General features: G+C 63.5%; 10 protein-coding genes and 2 pseudogenes. 5 read left to right on the top strand and 7 right to left on the bottom strand.

Annotated features, from left to right (window positions below; all coding sequences use genetic code 11):
• The first annotated feature begins 15 nt into the window (after nt 1-15).
• Nucleotides 16-1,503 carry an amino acid permease gene (locus ACKFR8_RS00840; RefSeq protein ID WP_296132515.1) on the top strand — a complete coding sequence of 496 codons (1,488 nt, stop codon included), beginning with the start codon at nt 16-18 and terminating at the stop codon, nt 1,501-1,503.
• A gap of 22 nt (nt 1,504-1,525) precedes the next feature.
• On the opposite strand, the pseudogene ACKFR8_RS00835 reads toward ACKFR8_RS00840, so the two are convergent.
• From ACKFR8_RS00835 to ACKFR8_RS00805, 7 genes and pseudogenes are all read right to left on the bottom strand, one after another.
• Nucleotides 1,526-2,333 (bottom strand): annotated as a pseudogene (locus ACKFR8_RS00835) (zinc-dependent alcohol dehydrogenase); the annotation flags it as partial.
• A gap of 40 nt (nt 2,334-2,373) precedes the next feature.
• Nucleotides 2,374-2,841 carry a hypothetical protein gene (locus ACKFR8_RS00830; protein ID WP_296132519.1) on the bottom strand — a complete coding sequence of 156 codons (468 nt, stop codon included), beginning with the start codon at nt 2,839-2,841 and terminating at the stop codon, nt 2,374-2,376.
• Between the two features lie 169 nt (nt 2,842-3,010).
• Nucleotides 3,011-3,463, bottom strand: a complete 453-nt coding sequence (locus ACKFR8_RS00825; RefSeq protein ID WP_296132522.1) for a hypothetical protein — start codon at nt 3,461-3,463, stop codon at nt 3,011-3,013.
• A complete protein-coding gene (gene mfd / locus ACKFR8_RS00820) occupies nt 3,463-7,101 on the bottom strand; it encodes a transcription-repair coupling factor (RefSeq protein WP_408930958.1) in 3,639 nt (1,212 codons plus the stop codon). Before mfd ends, ACKFR8_RS00825 begins: the two co-directional genes overlap by 1 nt.
• 12 nt (nt 7,102-7,113) lie before the next feature.
• Entirely contained in the window at nt 7,114-7,722 is a 609-nt protein-coding gene (locus ACKFR8_RS00815; RefSeq protein WP_408930328.1) for a TetR/AcrR family transcriptional regulator, read from the bottom strand.
• 150 nt (nt 7,723-7,872) lie between these two features.
• Complete coding sequence (locus tag ACKFR8_RS00810; protein WP_408930957.1) at nt 7,873-8,622, bottom strand: trimeric intracellular cation channel family protein; 750 nt, start codon at nt 8,620-8,622, stop codon at nt 7,873-7,875.
• Nucleotides 8,623-8,746: 124 nt separating this feature from the next.
• The gene (locus ACKFR8_RS00805) at nt 8,747-10,348 is read right to left on the bottom strand and encodes a multicopper oxidase family protein (RefSeq protein WP_408930327.1); all 1,602 of its coding nucleotides are present in this window, start codon (nt 10,346-10,348) and stop codon (nt 8,747-8,749) included.
• Between the two features lie 70 nt (nt 10,349-10,418).
• Here ACKFR8_RS00805 and ACKFR8_RS00800 point away from each other — a divergent pair.
• The 4 genes and pseudogenes from ACKFR8_RS00800 to ACKFR8_RS00785 all read left to right on the top strand — a co-directional run bounded on the left by ACKFR8_RS00800 (nt 10,419) and on the right by ACKFR8_RS00785 (nt 15,397).
• A pseudogene (locus ACKFR8_RS00800) lies at nt 10,419-11,650 on the top strand (MFS transporter).
• A 64-nt stretch (nt 11,651-11,714) separates the two neighbouring features.
• Complete coding sequence (gene glmU / locus ACKFR8_RS00795; protein WP_296132535.1) at nt 11,715-13,178, top strand: bifunctional UDP-N-acetylglucosamine diphosphorylase/glucosamine-1-phosphate N-acetyltransferase GlmU; 1,464 nt, start codon at nt 11,715-11,717, stop codon at nt 13,176-13,178.
• Nucleotides 13,179-13,202: 24 nt separating this feature from the next.
• Entirely contained in the window at nt 13,203-14,177 is a 975-nt protein-coding gene (locus ACKFR8_RS00790) for a ribose-phosphate diphosphokinase (protein ID WP_296132537.1), read from the top strand.
• 104 nt (nt 14,178-14,281) lie between these two features.
• Nucleotides 14,282-15,397 carry a hypothetical protein gene (locus ACKFR8_RS00785; RefSeq protein ID WP_408930326.1) on the top strand — a complete coding sequence of 372 codons (1,116 nt, stop codon included), beginning with the start codon at nt 14,282-14,284 and terminating at the stop codon, nt 15,395-15,397.
• The last annotated feature ends 183 nt before the right edge of the window (nt 15,398-15,580 follow it).

Raw genomic sequence — 15,580 nt, 5'->3', positions numbered from 1 at the left:
GGGTATTTTTGACCCATGACCACTACACCCATCACCGAATCGCCGCGTCCGCACTCCGTGACGCTGTGGACGCTTGTTGCGCTCATCATCGGTTCCACTGTGGGCGCCGGCATTTTCTCCCTGCCGCAGAACATCGCCTCCGTGGCCGGCCCCGGCGCCATGCTGCTGGGCTGGTTTATCGCTGGAGTGGGCATGCTCTCTGTCGCCTTCGTCTTCCAGATCTTGGCGCACCGTAAGCCGCACCTGGATTCCGGCGTGTACTCCTACGTGCGCGCCGGCTTGGGAGACTTCATTGGTTTTACTTCCGGCTGGGGCTACTGGCTTGGTTCTGTCATGGCGCAGGTGGGCTACGCCACCCTGTTCTTCAACACCATCGGGCATTACGTTCCCTTCTTCGATGCCGACCACCAGTGGGTGTCCGCCATCGCCGTCTCCCTGCTATCCTGGGGAATCTTCGCCGTGCTAGCCTGCGGCATTAAGCAGGCCGCCATCATGAATATGGTGACCTCGGTGGCCAAGATCGTGCCCATCTTGGCGTTTATCGTGCTCATCGCGTTCATTGGGTTCAGCTGGGACAAGTTCACTCTGGATTTCTGGGGCGAGCGTTCCGGAAAGCCCCTGTTTGAGCAGGTCCAGGGCATCATGCTCTTTACGGTGTGGGTGTTCATCGGCGTGGAGGGCGCGTCCGTGTATTCCAAGCAGGCGCGCACGCGAGCCGACGTCGGACGCGCTACCGTCATCGGCTTCATTAGTGTGCTCGCCCTCCTAGTTTCCGTCTCTACGCTGAGCTTCGGCGTGCTCACCCAGGAAGAGCTGGCGGCGCTTCCGGATAATTCCATGGCCTCCGTGCTCACCGCTGCCGTCGGTTCGTGGGGCGGCGCGCTCATCTCGCTGGGCCTGTGCCTTTCCGTGCTCGGCGCCTACGTCTCGTGGCAGATGCTCTGCGCGGAACCGATTGTCATGATGGCCATCGATGGCCTGCTCCCCCGCAAGATTGGCACCATCAACGTCGCCGGCGCGCCGTGGGTGGCCCAGCTGATTTCCACTCTGGCTATTCAGCTCCTCGTGCTCGTCTTCTTCCTCAACGAGACGTCCTATAACGCCATGGTGCAGCTGGCTACCATCATGTACCTGCTGCCCTACATCTTTTCTTCCCTGTACCTTCTGCTGCTCACGGTGCGTGGCACGGGGCTCAGCCACCCGCAGGCGGGAGTGCAGTTTGATCTGTCCGGACCGGAGATCAGCCGCCGCGACAATCGACGCCACCTGGGCATCGCCATCATCGCCTTCGTCTACTCCCTGTGGCTCATCTACGCCGCCGATCCGGTCTACGTGCTCCTGGGCGCGCTGGCCGTCGTACCGAGCATGGTGCCGTACGTGGCCACGCGCCTATACAAGAAGGAGCGGGTGTTCAACTCCTTCGAGTGGGTCGTCGTCGTCCTCGTCATCGCCGGTGCCGTCGCTGCCGTCTGGGGCTTGAGCACCGGCCGACTTACGCTCTAGCTCCTAGTAGCGAATGACGCGACGGCAGGCCGTTGAACACGATGGTGCTGCCCTTGCGCGCCATGCCGATGGCCTGGCCAAAGGCCTGCGGGTGGACCGCGGTCACCAATACGCCATGAGCGCCGCCCTGGGTGTAGGCGGTGACCGCCTCAGCCGGGTCCTGCTCCTTCGCATTCACCACAAACTCCGCGCCGTGTTCCTTGGCCAGGGCCAGCTTGTCCTCGGCGATATCTACCGCAATGACGCGCATGCCCATGGCCACCGCGTACTGCACCGCCACGTGGCCCAGACCGCCGATACCGGAAATGACCATGAACTCGCCGGGGCGGGTATTGGCTTCCTTCAGCCCCTTGTACACCGTCACGCCGGCACACAGAATGGGCGCGACCTCAAGGGGGTCGGAGCCTTCCGGGATCCGGGCGCAATAGCGCGTGTCCACGAGCATGTACTCGCCGAAGGAGCCGTTGACGGTGTATCCGCCGTACTCCGCGTTGGGACAGTAGGTTTCGCGGCCGGTGCGGCAGAATTCGCAGGTACCGCACGCGGACCACAGCCACGCGTTGCCCACCATGTCACCGACCTTGACGTCGTGCTCACCGGGGCCCAGCTTGACCACTTCGCCGACACCTTCGTGGCCGGGAATGAAGGGCAGCGGGGGGCTTGACGGGCCAATCTCTCCCCCCGGCGGCGTGCACGTCAGTGTGGCAAATTCCCGACGCCACATTCTTGACCAGTGCCCGGAAGCGGCCAGGCTCGGGAAGATCCTCTTCACGGATGGTGAGGGTGGGGCCGAATTCCTCCACGACTGCCGCGGTGAGTTTCTCAGACATGTGATGTCTCCTTTCCAGAAACGACCCTGCGACCCCGTTCTTACGCCGCGTTGTCCCAGCTTTCGGGCGTTTTCGGGACTCGGCGCGACTGTACGGCCCACATCACACAACAGACCACCCACCCCAGATGGCCCGCCACCGACACCGCGAGCCCGACGTTGACAAAGGCCCCGCACGTATCCGGTCCACACCACGGCGGATAAAAGGTGGTCGGCATGTCACCGGCGTCCGGCATGCTGGTGATAAAGACCAGAAAACCTAAGAAGGACAGCGCGCAGAAGAGATAGCCCACGCGCGGGCGAAACACAAAGCCGCTGCGGATAAGAAACGGCAGCGCCGACAACGCCACCCAGAACGCGACAGGGATAAATGCCCCCAGCCCGAGGAGGAGCCACAGCCAACCGCCGTTCTGTGTCAGCAACTTGATGAGAAGGGCGAAGGGAATGACAACCAGGGAGCACACTAACCAGGTGATAAACAGCCACAGTCTGTGGTTAACAGGTCTCACGCCCTTAGTATGTCATTCCCTCGACACTGAGGGCGTTCTTTTTCACCTTTCCACCGGCCACGTCCACGCGGTCCAGCCATCCACAGGCGGCAGTGAAGTTCGAACTCGACGGCCCGGGGAACAGCTGCCGCGACAATCGACGACGCCTGGGCGCACTAAAGGGGATGCTCTACAGCGCTTCTGGCTTGGAGCGCGAGCGGACCGCGTAGAAGAGACAGGAGCCAATCCACAGAAGGTGGCCTACGACGCTGATCCCCAGGCCAACGCAGGCTGTGACAACAGCAGCCTTCTCATTTCCAAACCACCAGGCAGGAACCGAGACGGGTCCATAATCACCAAAATCAGGCATGTTCGAGTAGAACACCGCGAAGCCGATGAAGGTCATGACTAGCCCCGCCCACGCCCACGCAAGCTTGCTAGGGAATTCTCTACGAATAAGTAAGGGGAGTAAGCCCAGAGCAATCCAGATGCCTACGATAAACAATCCGTAGAACAGCACAACGATGACTAGCCATCCCCCACTTTTACCCAACAACTTCACTGCAATCGAGAGCGGAATAGTCAACACAGCTGCAACCATCCACACTGCCAGCAACACGATGCGGAGGTTGGCCGCCTTCATTACTTCTCCCCTACGCTAATGACGTTCTTCTCGGCTTTTCCGCCGGTCACGTCCACGTGGTCCTGCTCAAACATCGAGCTCAAGAAGTTCGCCATCCACTGCACCAACTCGACGTCGCGCAGCTTCGGGTCGGTGACGTTGCGCCCGGCCTTGGGGAAGCTGAGCTGGATCGCCTTGGCCGCCGCGCGGTAGTTGGAGCCCGGGAAGAGGCGCTTGAGGCGAATCTGCTTGGAATCCGCCAGCTCCACTGGGTGGACCTTGATGCGCGTGCCCTGCACCGTGATGTCGGAGACTCCGGCCCGGCGTGCCTGGTGGCGCAAGCGGGCCACGGCCAGAAGGCGCTGCACCGGCTCTGGAACGGGACCGTAGCGGTCCTCCATCTCCTCCACTGCCTGTTGCAGGTCCTTGTCGTCCTTGGACGCCGCCAGCTTGCGGTAGACCTCGAGGCGCAGGCGCTCGGAGTTGATGTAAGACTCCGGAATGTGCGCGTCAACAGGCAGGTCGATGCGGATTTCCTTCGGCCCCTCGTCCGTGACTGCTGGGGCTTCTCCCCTGGCCAGTGCTTTGAAGGTCTCCACGGCTTCGCCCACGAGGCGAACGTAGAGATCAAAGCCCACGCCGGCAATGTGGCCGGACTGCTCCGCACCTAAGACGTTGCCGGCACCGCGCATCTCCAAATCCTTCATGGCCACGGCCATGCCGGCGCCCAGGTCGTTGTTCTGCGCGATGGTGGCCAGGCGGTCGTAAGAGGTCTCGGTCAGCGTGGCGCCCTTGGGGTACAGGAAGTAGGCGTAGCCGCGCTCGCGGGAGCGGCCAACGCGCCCGCGCAGCTGGTGGAGCTGCGACAGGCCCATGTGGTGGGCGTTTTCCACGATAAGCGTGTTGGCGTTGGCAATGTCCAGGCCGGTCTCCACGATGGTGGTACAGACCAGCACGTCGAACTCGCGGTCCCAGAAGCCCTGCACGGTCTGCTCCAGGACCTCCTCATTCATCTGGCCGTGCGCCACCACGATGCGCGCCTCCGGCACGAGATCTCGTAGCTCGCGGGCCTTCTTTTCAATGTCCGCGACCTTGTTGTGGATAAAGAAGACCTGGCCATCGCGCAAGAGCTCGCGACGAATGGCGGCGGCTACCTGCTTGTCCTCGTAGGCACCCACGTAGGTGAGGACCGGGTGGCGGTCCTCCGGCGGGGTGAGGATGGTAGACATTTCGCGGATGCCCGCCATGGACATCTCCAAGGTGCGGGGAATCGGGGTGGCGGACATGGTGAGCACGTCGACGGACGCCTTGAGCGCCTTGATGTGTTCCTTGTGCTCCACGCCGAAGCGCTGCTCCTCATCGACGACGATGAGTCCTAAATTCTTCCACTGCACGCCGGTCTGCAGCAGGCGGTGGGTACCGATGACGATGTCCACGGAACCATCCGCCAGGCCGGCGAGAATCTCCTTGGACTCCTTGGTGGAGGTAAAGCGCGAGAGCACCTCGATGTCTACTGGGAAGCCCTGCATGCGCTCGCGGAAGGTGTCGGTGTGCTGCTGCGCCAGCAGCGTGGTGGGCACGAGCACCGCAACCTGCTTGCCATCTTGGACAGCCTTGAAGGCAGCGCGCACGGCCACCTCCGTCTTGCCGTAGCCCACGTCGCCCACAACGACGCGGTCCATGGGCACCGTCGATTCCATGTCGTGCTTGACCGCATCGATGGCCAGCATCTGGTCCTCGGTCTCGACGAAGGGGAAGTTATCCTCCATCTCCGCCTGCCACGGGGAATCCGGGCTGAACTGGTGGCCAGGCGCGGCTTGGCGCTTGGCGTAGAGCTCCACCAGCTCGCCGGCGATTTCGCGCACAGCGGCGCGCGCCTTCTTCTTCGTGTTCTTCCAGTCGGAGCCGCCCATCTTAGACAGCGTCGGTGCCTCGCCTCCGGTGTACTTGCTCAGCAGATCCAGCGAATCCATGGGGACCCAAAGCTGATCGGCCGGCTGGCCGCGCTTGGAGGCGGCGTACTCCAGCACGATGTACTCGCGGCGCGAGGTTTCATCACCGGATTGGATGGTGCGCTCGGCCATCTTGAGGAATTTGCCGATGCCATGTGTCTCGTGCACGACATAGTCACCCTGCTTGAGCGCCAGCGGATCGACGCGGTTGCGGCGCTTGGCCGGGCGGCGCTTGGCACCGGCAATATCGCCCACGCGGTTACCGGTGAGATCCGTCTCCGTGACGACGACGAGCGGGAGCGCCTCGGCGTCCTTGAGCTTGCGCACCTTGGGGAAGACCAGACCCGCGTGACTCAGCGCCTGGTAGAGGGTGACCTCGCCGGGGCTGGGCTCCCAGCCGGGGGTGGCCACCTTGGTGGGAATTCCCTTCTCCGCGAAGCGCTCCACCATGCGCTTGATCGCACCTTGGGCGGGGGCGATGAAGGCGGCGCGCCCACCCGCGGTGGTGTGGGCAAGCAGCTGCGCCATCATGGCGTCGATCTGCTCGATGTCGCCGCGCGGGGTGGGTCCTGGCTCAAAGTCCAGCGGCAGGGTTTCGGACTCGGCGGCGGCGAACATCCCCGGGGGCGCGAAAGTCCACAGCGGCGCATTGATGGCAGCGCACGTGGCCTCCAGGGACTCGTAGGAGCGGTAGCTGGAGGCCTCAGTATCCAACCCTTCGGCAGCCAGCGGGCCGTCCGCACCCATAGCCGCGGCTTCCCAACCGGCGGCCAGGAATTCGGAATCGGTGGATTCCAGATCTGCGATACGGGTACGGATCTTCTCCGGCGCCACGAGCAGCACGTGCGTGCCGGTGGGAAGCAGCTCGGGGAGGGTGACAAAGGAGCCTTCGGCCAGCACTGCCAACAGGGCCTCCATGCCATCGGCCGGAATGTGCTCGCCTACCTTGGTGAGCAGCTCCGCCAGCGCCGCGTTGCCGCCAAACTTCTGCGACAGCTCGCGCGCGCGGGCTGCGACCTCGTTGGTGATGGGCAGCTCGCGGGCCGGGTAGATGGCTACCTCGCCGACCTCAATCTCACTGAAGGCGCGCTGGTCCGCCACGGAGAATTGACGGATATCCGTAATCTCGTCGCCCCAGAACTCCACGCGCACCGGGTAATCCGAGGTGGTGGGGAAAATATCGAGAATGCCGCCGCGGGTGGCGTACTCGCCCCGCTTGGCCACCATATCCACGTGTTTGTAAGCACGAAACTCCAGCTCAGAGACGATATGGGAGAACTCGTGCTCCTCTTCTTCCTTGAGGAAGATGGGAGCGCGGCCCTCGACCTCACTGAGAACCGGCTGGCAGTAACCGCGCGCGGAGGTCACCACCACTTGGGCTTTGCCTGCGCCGACGAGGTCCAGCACACGCGCGCGCTTGCCGACGATATCCGGAGCCGGCGAAAGCCTCTCATGCGGGAGGGTCTCCCATGCGGGGAAGTACGCCACCTTATCCCCCATCATCGCGGACAACTCAGCGGAGAGATCCTCTGCTTCACGCCCAGAAGCGGTGACGACGAGGACGGGCGCGTGGTGCGCCACGGTGCCAATGGCCCAGGGACGCGCCTGGTCAATGCCCGTAATGTGCAGGGACTGGGTGCCTACCTGCGAAGCCAGTCCCTTCAGCTTCGGATCGGAGGCGGCGACTTTCAGCAGCCCGCCCAGCATCGGGGTGGTCATTTAGTTTTCTCCCTTCAGCTTCGGCGCGGCTTGCATCCCGGACAGGCCGTTCCAGCACAGATTAACAATGTGCGCCGCGACAGTTTCGCGCGACGGTTCGCGCTCATCCAACCACCACTGCGAAGTAGTGGCAACCATGCCTACGAGCGCTTGGCCATACAGCGTGGCCAGCTCTGGGTCCAGACCGCGGTGTTCGAAGGCTTCTCCCAGAATGTGTGCGACCTGATTGACTGCGGTATTAAGCAGCGTAGAGAAGCTGCGCTCATCCCCCGGCTTGGAATCCCTCACAAGGATGAGGAAGCCATCCGTTTGTTCCTCCACGTAGGTGAGGATCGCCACCACGGCGCGCTCGATGCGCTCGCGCCACGAGCCGGTTTCCAGCGACTCCGTAATAACCTTTTCCAAGGCCACCAGCTCGCGGTCGATGACAACGGCATAGAGGCCTTCTTTGCCTCCGAAGTGCTCGTAGACGACGGGCTTGGACACGCCCGCCCGCGCAGCGATTTCTTCCACGCTGGCGCCATCGAATCCGAGCTCAGCAAACGCCGCCCGGCCGACGGAAATCAACTGTTCACGGCGCTCGCGGCCGGTCATCCTCTGTCGAACCATGCCCCTACTGTATATCCCCCGCCGGACGCGCCCTGTGGGGTGGAGGCGTTTAGGTCTGTTCGCCCCGCGTCAGGTAACATGTCCCCCAGCGCTCGCGCAGAGTGCTGTTTCCCCATGGTGTAATCGGCAACACTACGGTTTTTGGTACCGTCATTCTAGGTTCGAGTCCTGGTGGGGAAGCTTTTTGCGTTTTCCATGCCCCCGCCGAAAGCCCTTACGCTCCGCTTTCTTCGCAATGGCAGCGACCTGGGCCGCTGTGTAGTTCACCGGCGCCACGCCCGCGCGCGGCAGCACCCACCCGCGCCAATAGGACGTGATGGCCATGCCGCTGCCCACAATCGGCGCGATAACCATGCCCAGGGCAAAGTGATCAAAGTGCGCGAACCCGACCATCACCACGCCGGTGAGTACGGCGGGAACGGCGTAGAGCGGCGTGCCGCCGAAGACGGCGGGGATCATCCCGGAGGCCACGTCCCGCACCATGCCGCCGCCCACCGCGGTAAGCACGCCTAGGAAGACGCAGGCGATGAGCGGCATGCCGTTGGCCAGCGCCTTCACGCAACCGGTGGTGGACCACACGCCCAGGATGATGGCGTCGCCGTGCTCGCGAAAGATCTCCCAGGCCTTACCCTTCAAATCCGTAAGGAAGGCAATGAGCGCGCCCACACAAGCAAGCGTGAGGTAGAGCGGGTCGGAAATAGCCGCCGCCGGACCGCTGGCGATGAGCATGTCACGAATCATGCCGCCGGCGAGGCCAGAGAAGAGGGCGAGGAAGACAAAGCCGATGATGTCGAACTCCCGGCGGCGCGCAATGGTGCCGCCGATGATGCCGTTGAGCACCACGCCGATGAGGTCAAAGGCTTGGTAGAGAGAGTTGATGAGTGGGTCGACGTCCTGAATCACAGGTATTGACCATAGCGTAATTATGGCTCCGCGCGGGAGGGTGACAACCGGCGAAAACTGCCGAGTAACGCCAAAGATCCACCTTTCGCGCGTGGTCTCCTCGGCAGGTTTCTGCGCTGGGCTAGGCCCCACCCTCCGGGGAGGCATACGGGCTGCGGGAAGAATCCACGACCTGGCTGGCGTGTCCGGCGTGACCGCCGGCGTCCTTGTCGAAGACTAGGGCTCCGGGCTTGACGCGCACGTCGGGTTTCTCGCCCTTGTCCACGATGACGTACTGCCCCATCATCCCCTGGTCCTCATGCAGCAGCATGTGGCAGTGATACATGTAGGAGATGGTCTTGTCGGGGAAGTGCCCGAATTCCACCAGCAGCCGGGCAGTGACCTTGGGCGGCAGGTTGACAATGTCCTTCCAGCCGGAGTTGAAGACCTTCATCTTCTCCTCCCCATCCCAGTCCAGGACCTGGAAGCGGGCGTTGTGGATGTGGAAGTTGTGCGGCCAATCGGAGTTTTCGTTCGTGACGGTCCAGACTTCCGGGTCGGCGTGGTCAATGACGGTATCGACCCGCGTCATGTCCATCTGTTCGCCGTTGATCATGAAGGTATTGAGGACGAACTCGCGCTCGGTGAGTCCCTCCGGCGAGGGAGTTTTAGCCGCTGCGGGGTCCAGCTGGGTAGGCAGTTCTGGCGGCTCGGGAGCGGTTTCGTCGGGCCCGGCAATGCTGAGCAGATCGAAGGAGTCGCGGAAGCCGAAGTCGGCGGCGTTGTCGTCCTTCGGAACACCGAAGTTGTCCTTGCGCGGAACCGAGCGCAGCTGCACGTCCTTCCCCGGCTCCAGGTCCACCACCACCTCGGCGCGCTCGCCGGGGCCGAGCAGAAGGGAGTCGACCTCCACGGGGGCGTCGAGAAGCCCGGCGTCCGTCGCAATAACGTGGAATGGCTCCTGCCCCAGCTCCAGGGTGTAAAAGCGCATGGACGCACCGTTGAGCAGCCGCAGGCGCACCCGGCGCGTCGTTGCTTCGAAGCGGGCGTTGGTGATGCCATTCACCAGCGGGGTCGTGCCCAGAAGCCCCAGCGTGCCATCGCTTTCCTCATCCAGCTGGCCATCGTCAGTGAACTTCGCGTCCATGATGACCACGGGGATATCGTCCACGCCGTACTCGTGCGGCAGGTCAAGGCCGTCGGAGACGTCGTCGTCAAGGATGAACATGCCGGCGAGCCCGCGGTAGGCGTGGGTGGCCGTGGCCAGGTGCGGGTGCGGGTGGTACCAGACCGTGGCGGCCGGTTGGATTATCTCCCACTCGGGCTTCCACGTGTCCCCTACCTGGATGGGCGAATGGGGGCCGCCATCGCAATAGGCAGGCAGCTGGATCCCGTGCCAGTGGACTGTGGTCATCTCTTCCAGGTCGTTGCTGATTTCCGCGCGAATCTTCTCTCCGCGGCGCGCCCGCAGCGTTGGGCCGAGAAAGGGTCCGTTAAAGCCCCACGTGCGAGTGCTGTTGTTGCCCGGCAGAATCTCCGAGTGGCCAGCTTGTGCGGTGAGGGTGAAGACTCGGATATCACCGTCCATCACTCCCTCCTCAACAGGTGGGATGGGCAGGGCGCGCGGCTCGCCGTCGAACCCTTGGGGAGCAGGCTGATCCGCGGAGCTCGAGCACGCGGCGAGGGCGACGCCCGCCGCGCTAAGAACCGTTCCCTGGACAAATACACGACGTGAGACAGACATGTCTCCCACGTTAGGCGGTCAGGTAATCCTTAATCCACGCTTTGACCGCACCGGGCTTAAGATCACAGCCATGTCTCTTCCTGCACAGGAATCCGCCAATGCCCGTCGCTTCATTTGGTCTAACGGCCTGCAGGGCGTGGGTGATCAACTTCTCTCCGGCAAGACAGTACTGCCCTGGCTGTTCAGTGCTGCGGGCGTGCCTGGCTTCTTCACCGGCCTGCTCGTCCCCTTGCGCGAGTCCGGGTCCATGCTGCCCCAGGCTGCACTGACCCCGTGGGTGACCTCGCATCCGGCACGCAAGCGCCTGTGGATCCTGGGTTCGGTGGGCCAGGGCGTGTGCGCAGCCGTGATTGCTGCGGCTGCAGTGCTGGTCAGTGGTCCACTGCTCGGCGTCATCGTGTGCGTCGCGCTCGCCGTGCTCGCTCTGCTGCGAGCCCTGTGTTCCTTGACCGGCAAGGACGTGCAGGGACGTACCATTTCCAAGGGCAGCCGCGGCCTGGTTACCGGGAGGGCTACCCAGTTGGGCGGCGCCGTCACTCTGGTGACCGGCGGCGTTTTGGCCTTCCTGGGGAGCTGCCCCGCTGGGGCCTGGCACTACTGCTGGCCATTGGCGCGGTCACCTGGATTATTGCGGCGGCGGTCTTCCGCCACATTGACGAGCCCGTGCCGGAGGACGCAAGCCACCAGGGCCTGGATAAGAGCTGGTGGAAGGACACGTGGCAGCTTTATACCGAGGACGCGCGCTTCCGCAACTTCGTCAACGTGCGCGCGCTGCTGCTGGTTTCCGCGCTGTCGACGTCCTTTATCGTGGTGCTCTCCCAGTCCGTTGGTTCGCAGACGCTGAGCGGGCTCGGTGGCTTCGTCTTGGCCTCCGGCCTGGCCAGCCTTGTCGGCGGGCGCGTCTCAGGCGTGCTCTCTGATAGGTCCTCGCGCTTGGTGATGTCCTTCGCAGCTGGAGCCGCAGCGCTCATCCTCCTGGCAATTGTGGCGTGTGCGGCGTGGGCGTCGGCGTCGGTAAGCGCCTGGGCCTTGCCCGTGGGATTCTTCCTGGTAAACCTCGCCCACGCCGCTATCCGCGTAGCCCGTAAGACCTACGTGGTGGACATGGCCGGTGAGGACAAGCGCACCCGCTACGTGGGCGCGGCGAACACCATGATGGGCGTCATCCTGCTCGTAGTCGGCGGTATTTCCGCGGTCATTTCGCTGGCTGGCCCATCTGCCGCCATCCTCTTTCTGGCCATCGTCGGGTTGCTCGGAGCGTGGCGTGCCCGGGCCCTGCCGGAGGTCTCGCACGGAAAGTGATACATACGCGTTATGATGTTTGTTTGTAAGTCCTGACACCCAACTACAGGAGACGCACACACCCGTGGCTGAAACTACTGACTGCGCCGCACTTGTCCTTGCTGCCGGCGCGGGCACCCGCATGAAATCCTCGACCCAAAAGACGTTGCATGAGATTGGCGGGCGGTCCCTGCTTGGCCACGCGCTCCATGCCGCGGCGGGTCTAAACCCGCAGCACCTCGTGGTCGTCGTTGGCCACCAGCGCGACCAGGTCTCCCCCGCCGTCGAGGCCATCGCGCAAGAGCTGAACTGTGAGGTATCCCAGGCCGTTCAGGAAGAGCAGAACGGCACGGGCCACGCCGTCCAGTGCGGCCTGACCGCCCTGCCGGATTTCACCGGCACCGTCATCGTCACCAACGGTGACGTCCCGCTGCTGCGCCCGGAGACTCTGCGCCAGCTGCACGAGGCTCACACTTCCCAGGGCAACGCGGTCACGGTGCTGTCGATGTCCCTGGAGGATCCGACCGGTTACGGGCGCGTGCTGCGCGCCGAGGATGGCTCGGTGACGGCCATCGTGGAGCAGAAGGATGCCACCGAGGAGCAGCGCGCAGTGCGCGAAGTTAACTCCGGCGTCTTCGCGTTCGACGGGGCTGTGCTGCGTGACGCCCTGACCAAGCTCAACTCCGACAACGCACAGGGCGAGCTCTACATCACCGACGTGCTCGAGATTGCCCGCGAAGGCGGCCACAACGTGGGGGCACACGTCGCCGCGGACCCGGATGAGCTTTCCGGCGTCAACGACCGCGTGCAGCTCGCCGCTGCCGGCCGCATGCTCAACCGCCGAGTGGTGGAAGAAGCCATGCGCGGCGGCGCCACGATTGTGGATCCGGAGACCACCTGGATCGGCGTCAACGTCACCATTGGCAAAGACGTTGTCATTCACCCCAACACGCAGCTGTGGGGTGCCACCTCCATTGCTGATGACGCCGAGATCGGCCCCGATACCACCCTGACCAACATGCAGGTGGGCAAGGGAGCCAGCGTCGTGCGCACGCACGGCTTCGATTCCGTCATTGGCACCGACGCACAGGTTGGCCCGTTTACCTACATCCGCCCGGGCGTCATCGTGGGCCAGGAAGGCAAGCTCGGCGGCTTCGTGGAGGCCAAGAAGGCGCAGATCGGCCGCGGCACCAAGGTTCCACACCTCACCTACATCGGTGACGCCACCGTGGGTGACTACTCCAACATCGGCGCGTCCTCCGTCTTCGTCAACTACGACGGCGTGAACAAGCACCACACCACCATTGGCAGCCACGTGCGCACCGGCTCCGACACCATGTTCATTGCGCCGGTCACCGTGGGCGATGGCGCGTACTCCGGGGCGGGTACAGTAATCAAGGACGACGTTCCTGCGGGAGCGCTCGCGGTCTCCGGTGGCAAGCAACGCAACATCGAGGGCTGGGTCCAGAAGAAGCGCCCGGGCACGCCGGCGGCGGAAGCCGCCGACAAGGCACAGGGTGCTGCAGCAGACGACGAGACCACTAACTAACAACAAGCAAAGGGATATGTACTGATGACTGGCAAGGTTACCGGCAGCAGCAAAAACATGAAGCTCTTCACCGGCCGCGCACACCCGGCGTTGGCTGAGGCTGTGGCTAAGGAGCTCAACACCGAATTGGTTCCGACCACCGCCCGGGACTTCGCCAACGGCGAAATCTTCATCCGCTTCGAGGAGTCCGTGCGTGGCGCCGATTGTTTCGTGATGCAGTCCCACACCCAGCCGCTCAACAAGTGGCTGATGGAGCAGCTCATCATGATTGATGCGCTCAAGCGTGGTTCCGCTAAGCGCATCACCGCCATCCTGCCGTTCTACCCCTACGCCCGCCAGGACAAGAAGCACCTGGGCCGCGAGCCCATTTCCGCCCGTCTGGTGGCAGACCTGCTCGCCGCCGCCGGCGCGGACCGCATTGTGTCCGTGGACCTGCACACCGACCAGATCCAGGGCTTCTTCGACGGCCCGGTGGACCACATGCACGCGCAGCCGATCCTGACGCGCTACATCAAGAACAACTACTCGCTGGACAACCTGGCGGTGGTCTCCCCCGATGCCGGCCGTGTCAAGGTGGCGGAGAAGTGGGCGCACGAGTTGGGCGATGCCCCACTGTCCTTCGTTCACAAGACCCGTTCCAAGACCGAGGCCAACAAGACGGTGTCCAACCGCGTGGTCGGTGACGTTGAGGGCAAGGATTGCGTGCTTCTCGACGATATGATTGACACCGGTGGCACCATCGCCGGCGCGGTCCGCGTCCTCAAGGAGGCCGGCGCAAAGTCCGTCATCATCGCCTGCACCCACGGCGTGTTCTCCGACCCGGCACGCGAGCGCCTGTCCGAGTGCGGCGCGGAGGAGGTCATCACGACCGATACCCTGCCGCAGTCCACGGAGGACTGGAGCAACCTCACGGTGCTCTCCATCGCCCCGCTGCTGGCAAAGACCATCCACGAGATCTTCGAGAACGGTTCTGTCACCACCCTCTTCGAGGCTCACTAGTTACCACCGTGGTGGCTGCGGCTTGTCACTGCGCGGCTAGAATTTAGTGAATTTTTGAGCCAAAAAGTGTCCACTACCTTCACCAGTAGTGTTAGATTAAGCACATGCTCACTTACGCTAAAACCTCGCTGCGCACAGCTCTCATTGCCGCAGCCACCACGTCTCTCTTTGCTGGCGCAGTCGTCGCTGCCCCGGCAGCGCACGCCGCCGAACCCTCCACCGTGTCCACTGGGTGCAAGGTCACCCAGTCCCACTTCAACGACTACGGGGTCGATGTCACCGCTTACGACACCCCCGACGAGCTTCTCCAGGCCACGCTCGACGCCGTGGGCTACACCGAAGGCAAGGTTGGCGCCAAGGTCCAGCTGAACTGGTGGACGGCCCGCGTGGGCGAGGCCACCTCGTGCGGCTTTGTCACCGACCCCTCTACCCCGCCGGAGGACGCGCCCACCGAGAAGCCCACCGAGAAGCCCACCGAGAAGCCGGCGGACAAGCCAGCTGATAAGCCTGCCACCCCGGCTGAAGATGAGCCGGCGCTCAAGCCGCTGTGCAAGCTCAACAAGAGCCAGTTCTCCGCCCACGGCGTGGACGTGGATGACTACACAAACGATTCCGCCCTGCGCACCGCCATCCTCGACGCCGTGAACTACCAGCGCGGCGAGACCGGTTCCGCGGTACTGCGCAACGTCTGGGAGGACCGCCTGAACAAGGCCGTGGACTGCGGCTTCGTCACCACCGACGTGCCAAAGCTGAACAAGCCGGGCCTCAACGCAATCGTCCCGTGCGGCACGCTCGATGACGCCCTGCGCAAGTCCGGTATCGATACCGCCGAGTACAACCACGCAGAACTCTCCAAGAAGCTGCGCCGCACGAACATGTCGGAGGAGCCGATTGGCAAGCTGATCGGTGCCGAGTACTTCGATGACATTGCGGACCGCGCCCAGGATTGTGGCCTGGTCACGGCTACCCCGCGCGGATCCCTGGCTGGCAGCTCCAAGGGCTTTGATCAGGCGGCGGCTGGCGCTGACCTCATGAGCTCGTTGAGCTCCAAGGACGGCGATCCGGATAAGCCGGCCTCCAGCGGTGACGATCTGCAGACTGGCGTCATCGTGGGCGGCGTCATCGCCGCCATCCTCGCCCTCTTCGGTATCGGCTCCGTCGTTGGCCCGCAGCTGGTCAAGTTGCTGCCGCCGCAGCTGGCTGGCCTGCTGCCGCACTAGAGAGAAGTTTGCTTCTTTCCCCTCGTCCGTGCTAGATTTTTATGGTCTCGGCGAGGGAGAAATCCGTTATCGACGCGATTACATAAGTTAAGCAGTGAATTCTTGTTGAGGAATTCTTTTCAAGCCTGCGATGACTCGTCCAAGACGTCCATCGGCAGGCTTTTGTCGTATCTATACGGCTTT

It is taken from the genome of Corynebacterium axilliensis, assembly GCF_046097495.1.
Lineage (GTDB): Bacteria > Actinomycetota > Actinomycetes > Mycobacteriales > Mycobacteriaceae > Corynebacterium.
The sequence above is the reverse complement of the archived record's forward strand: the minus strand, read 5'-3'. Positions and strand labels throughout refer to the sequence as shown.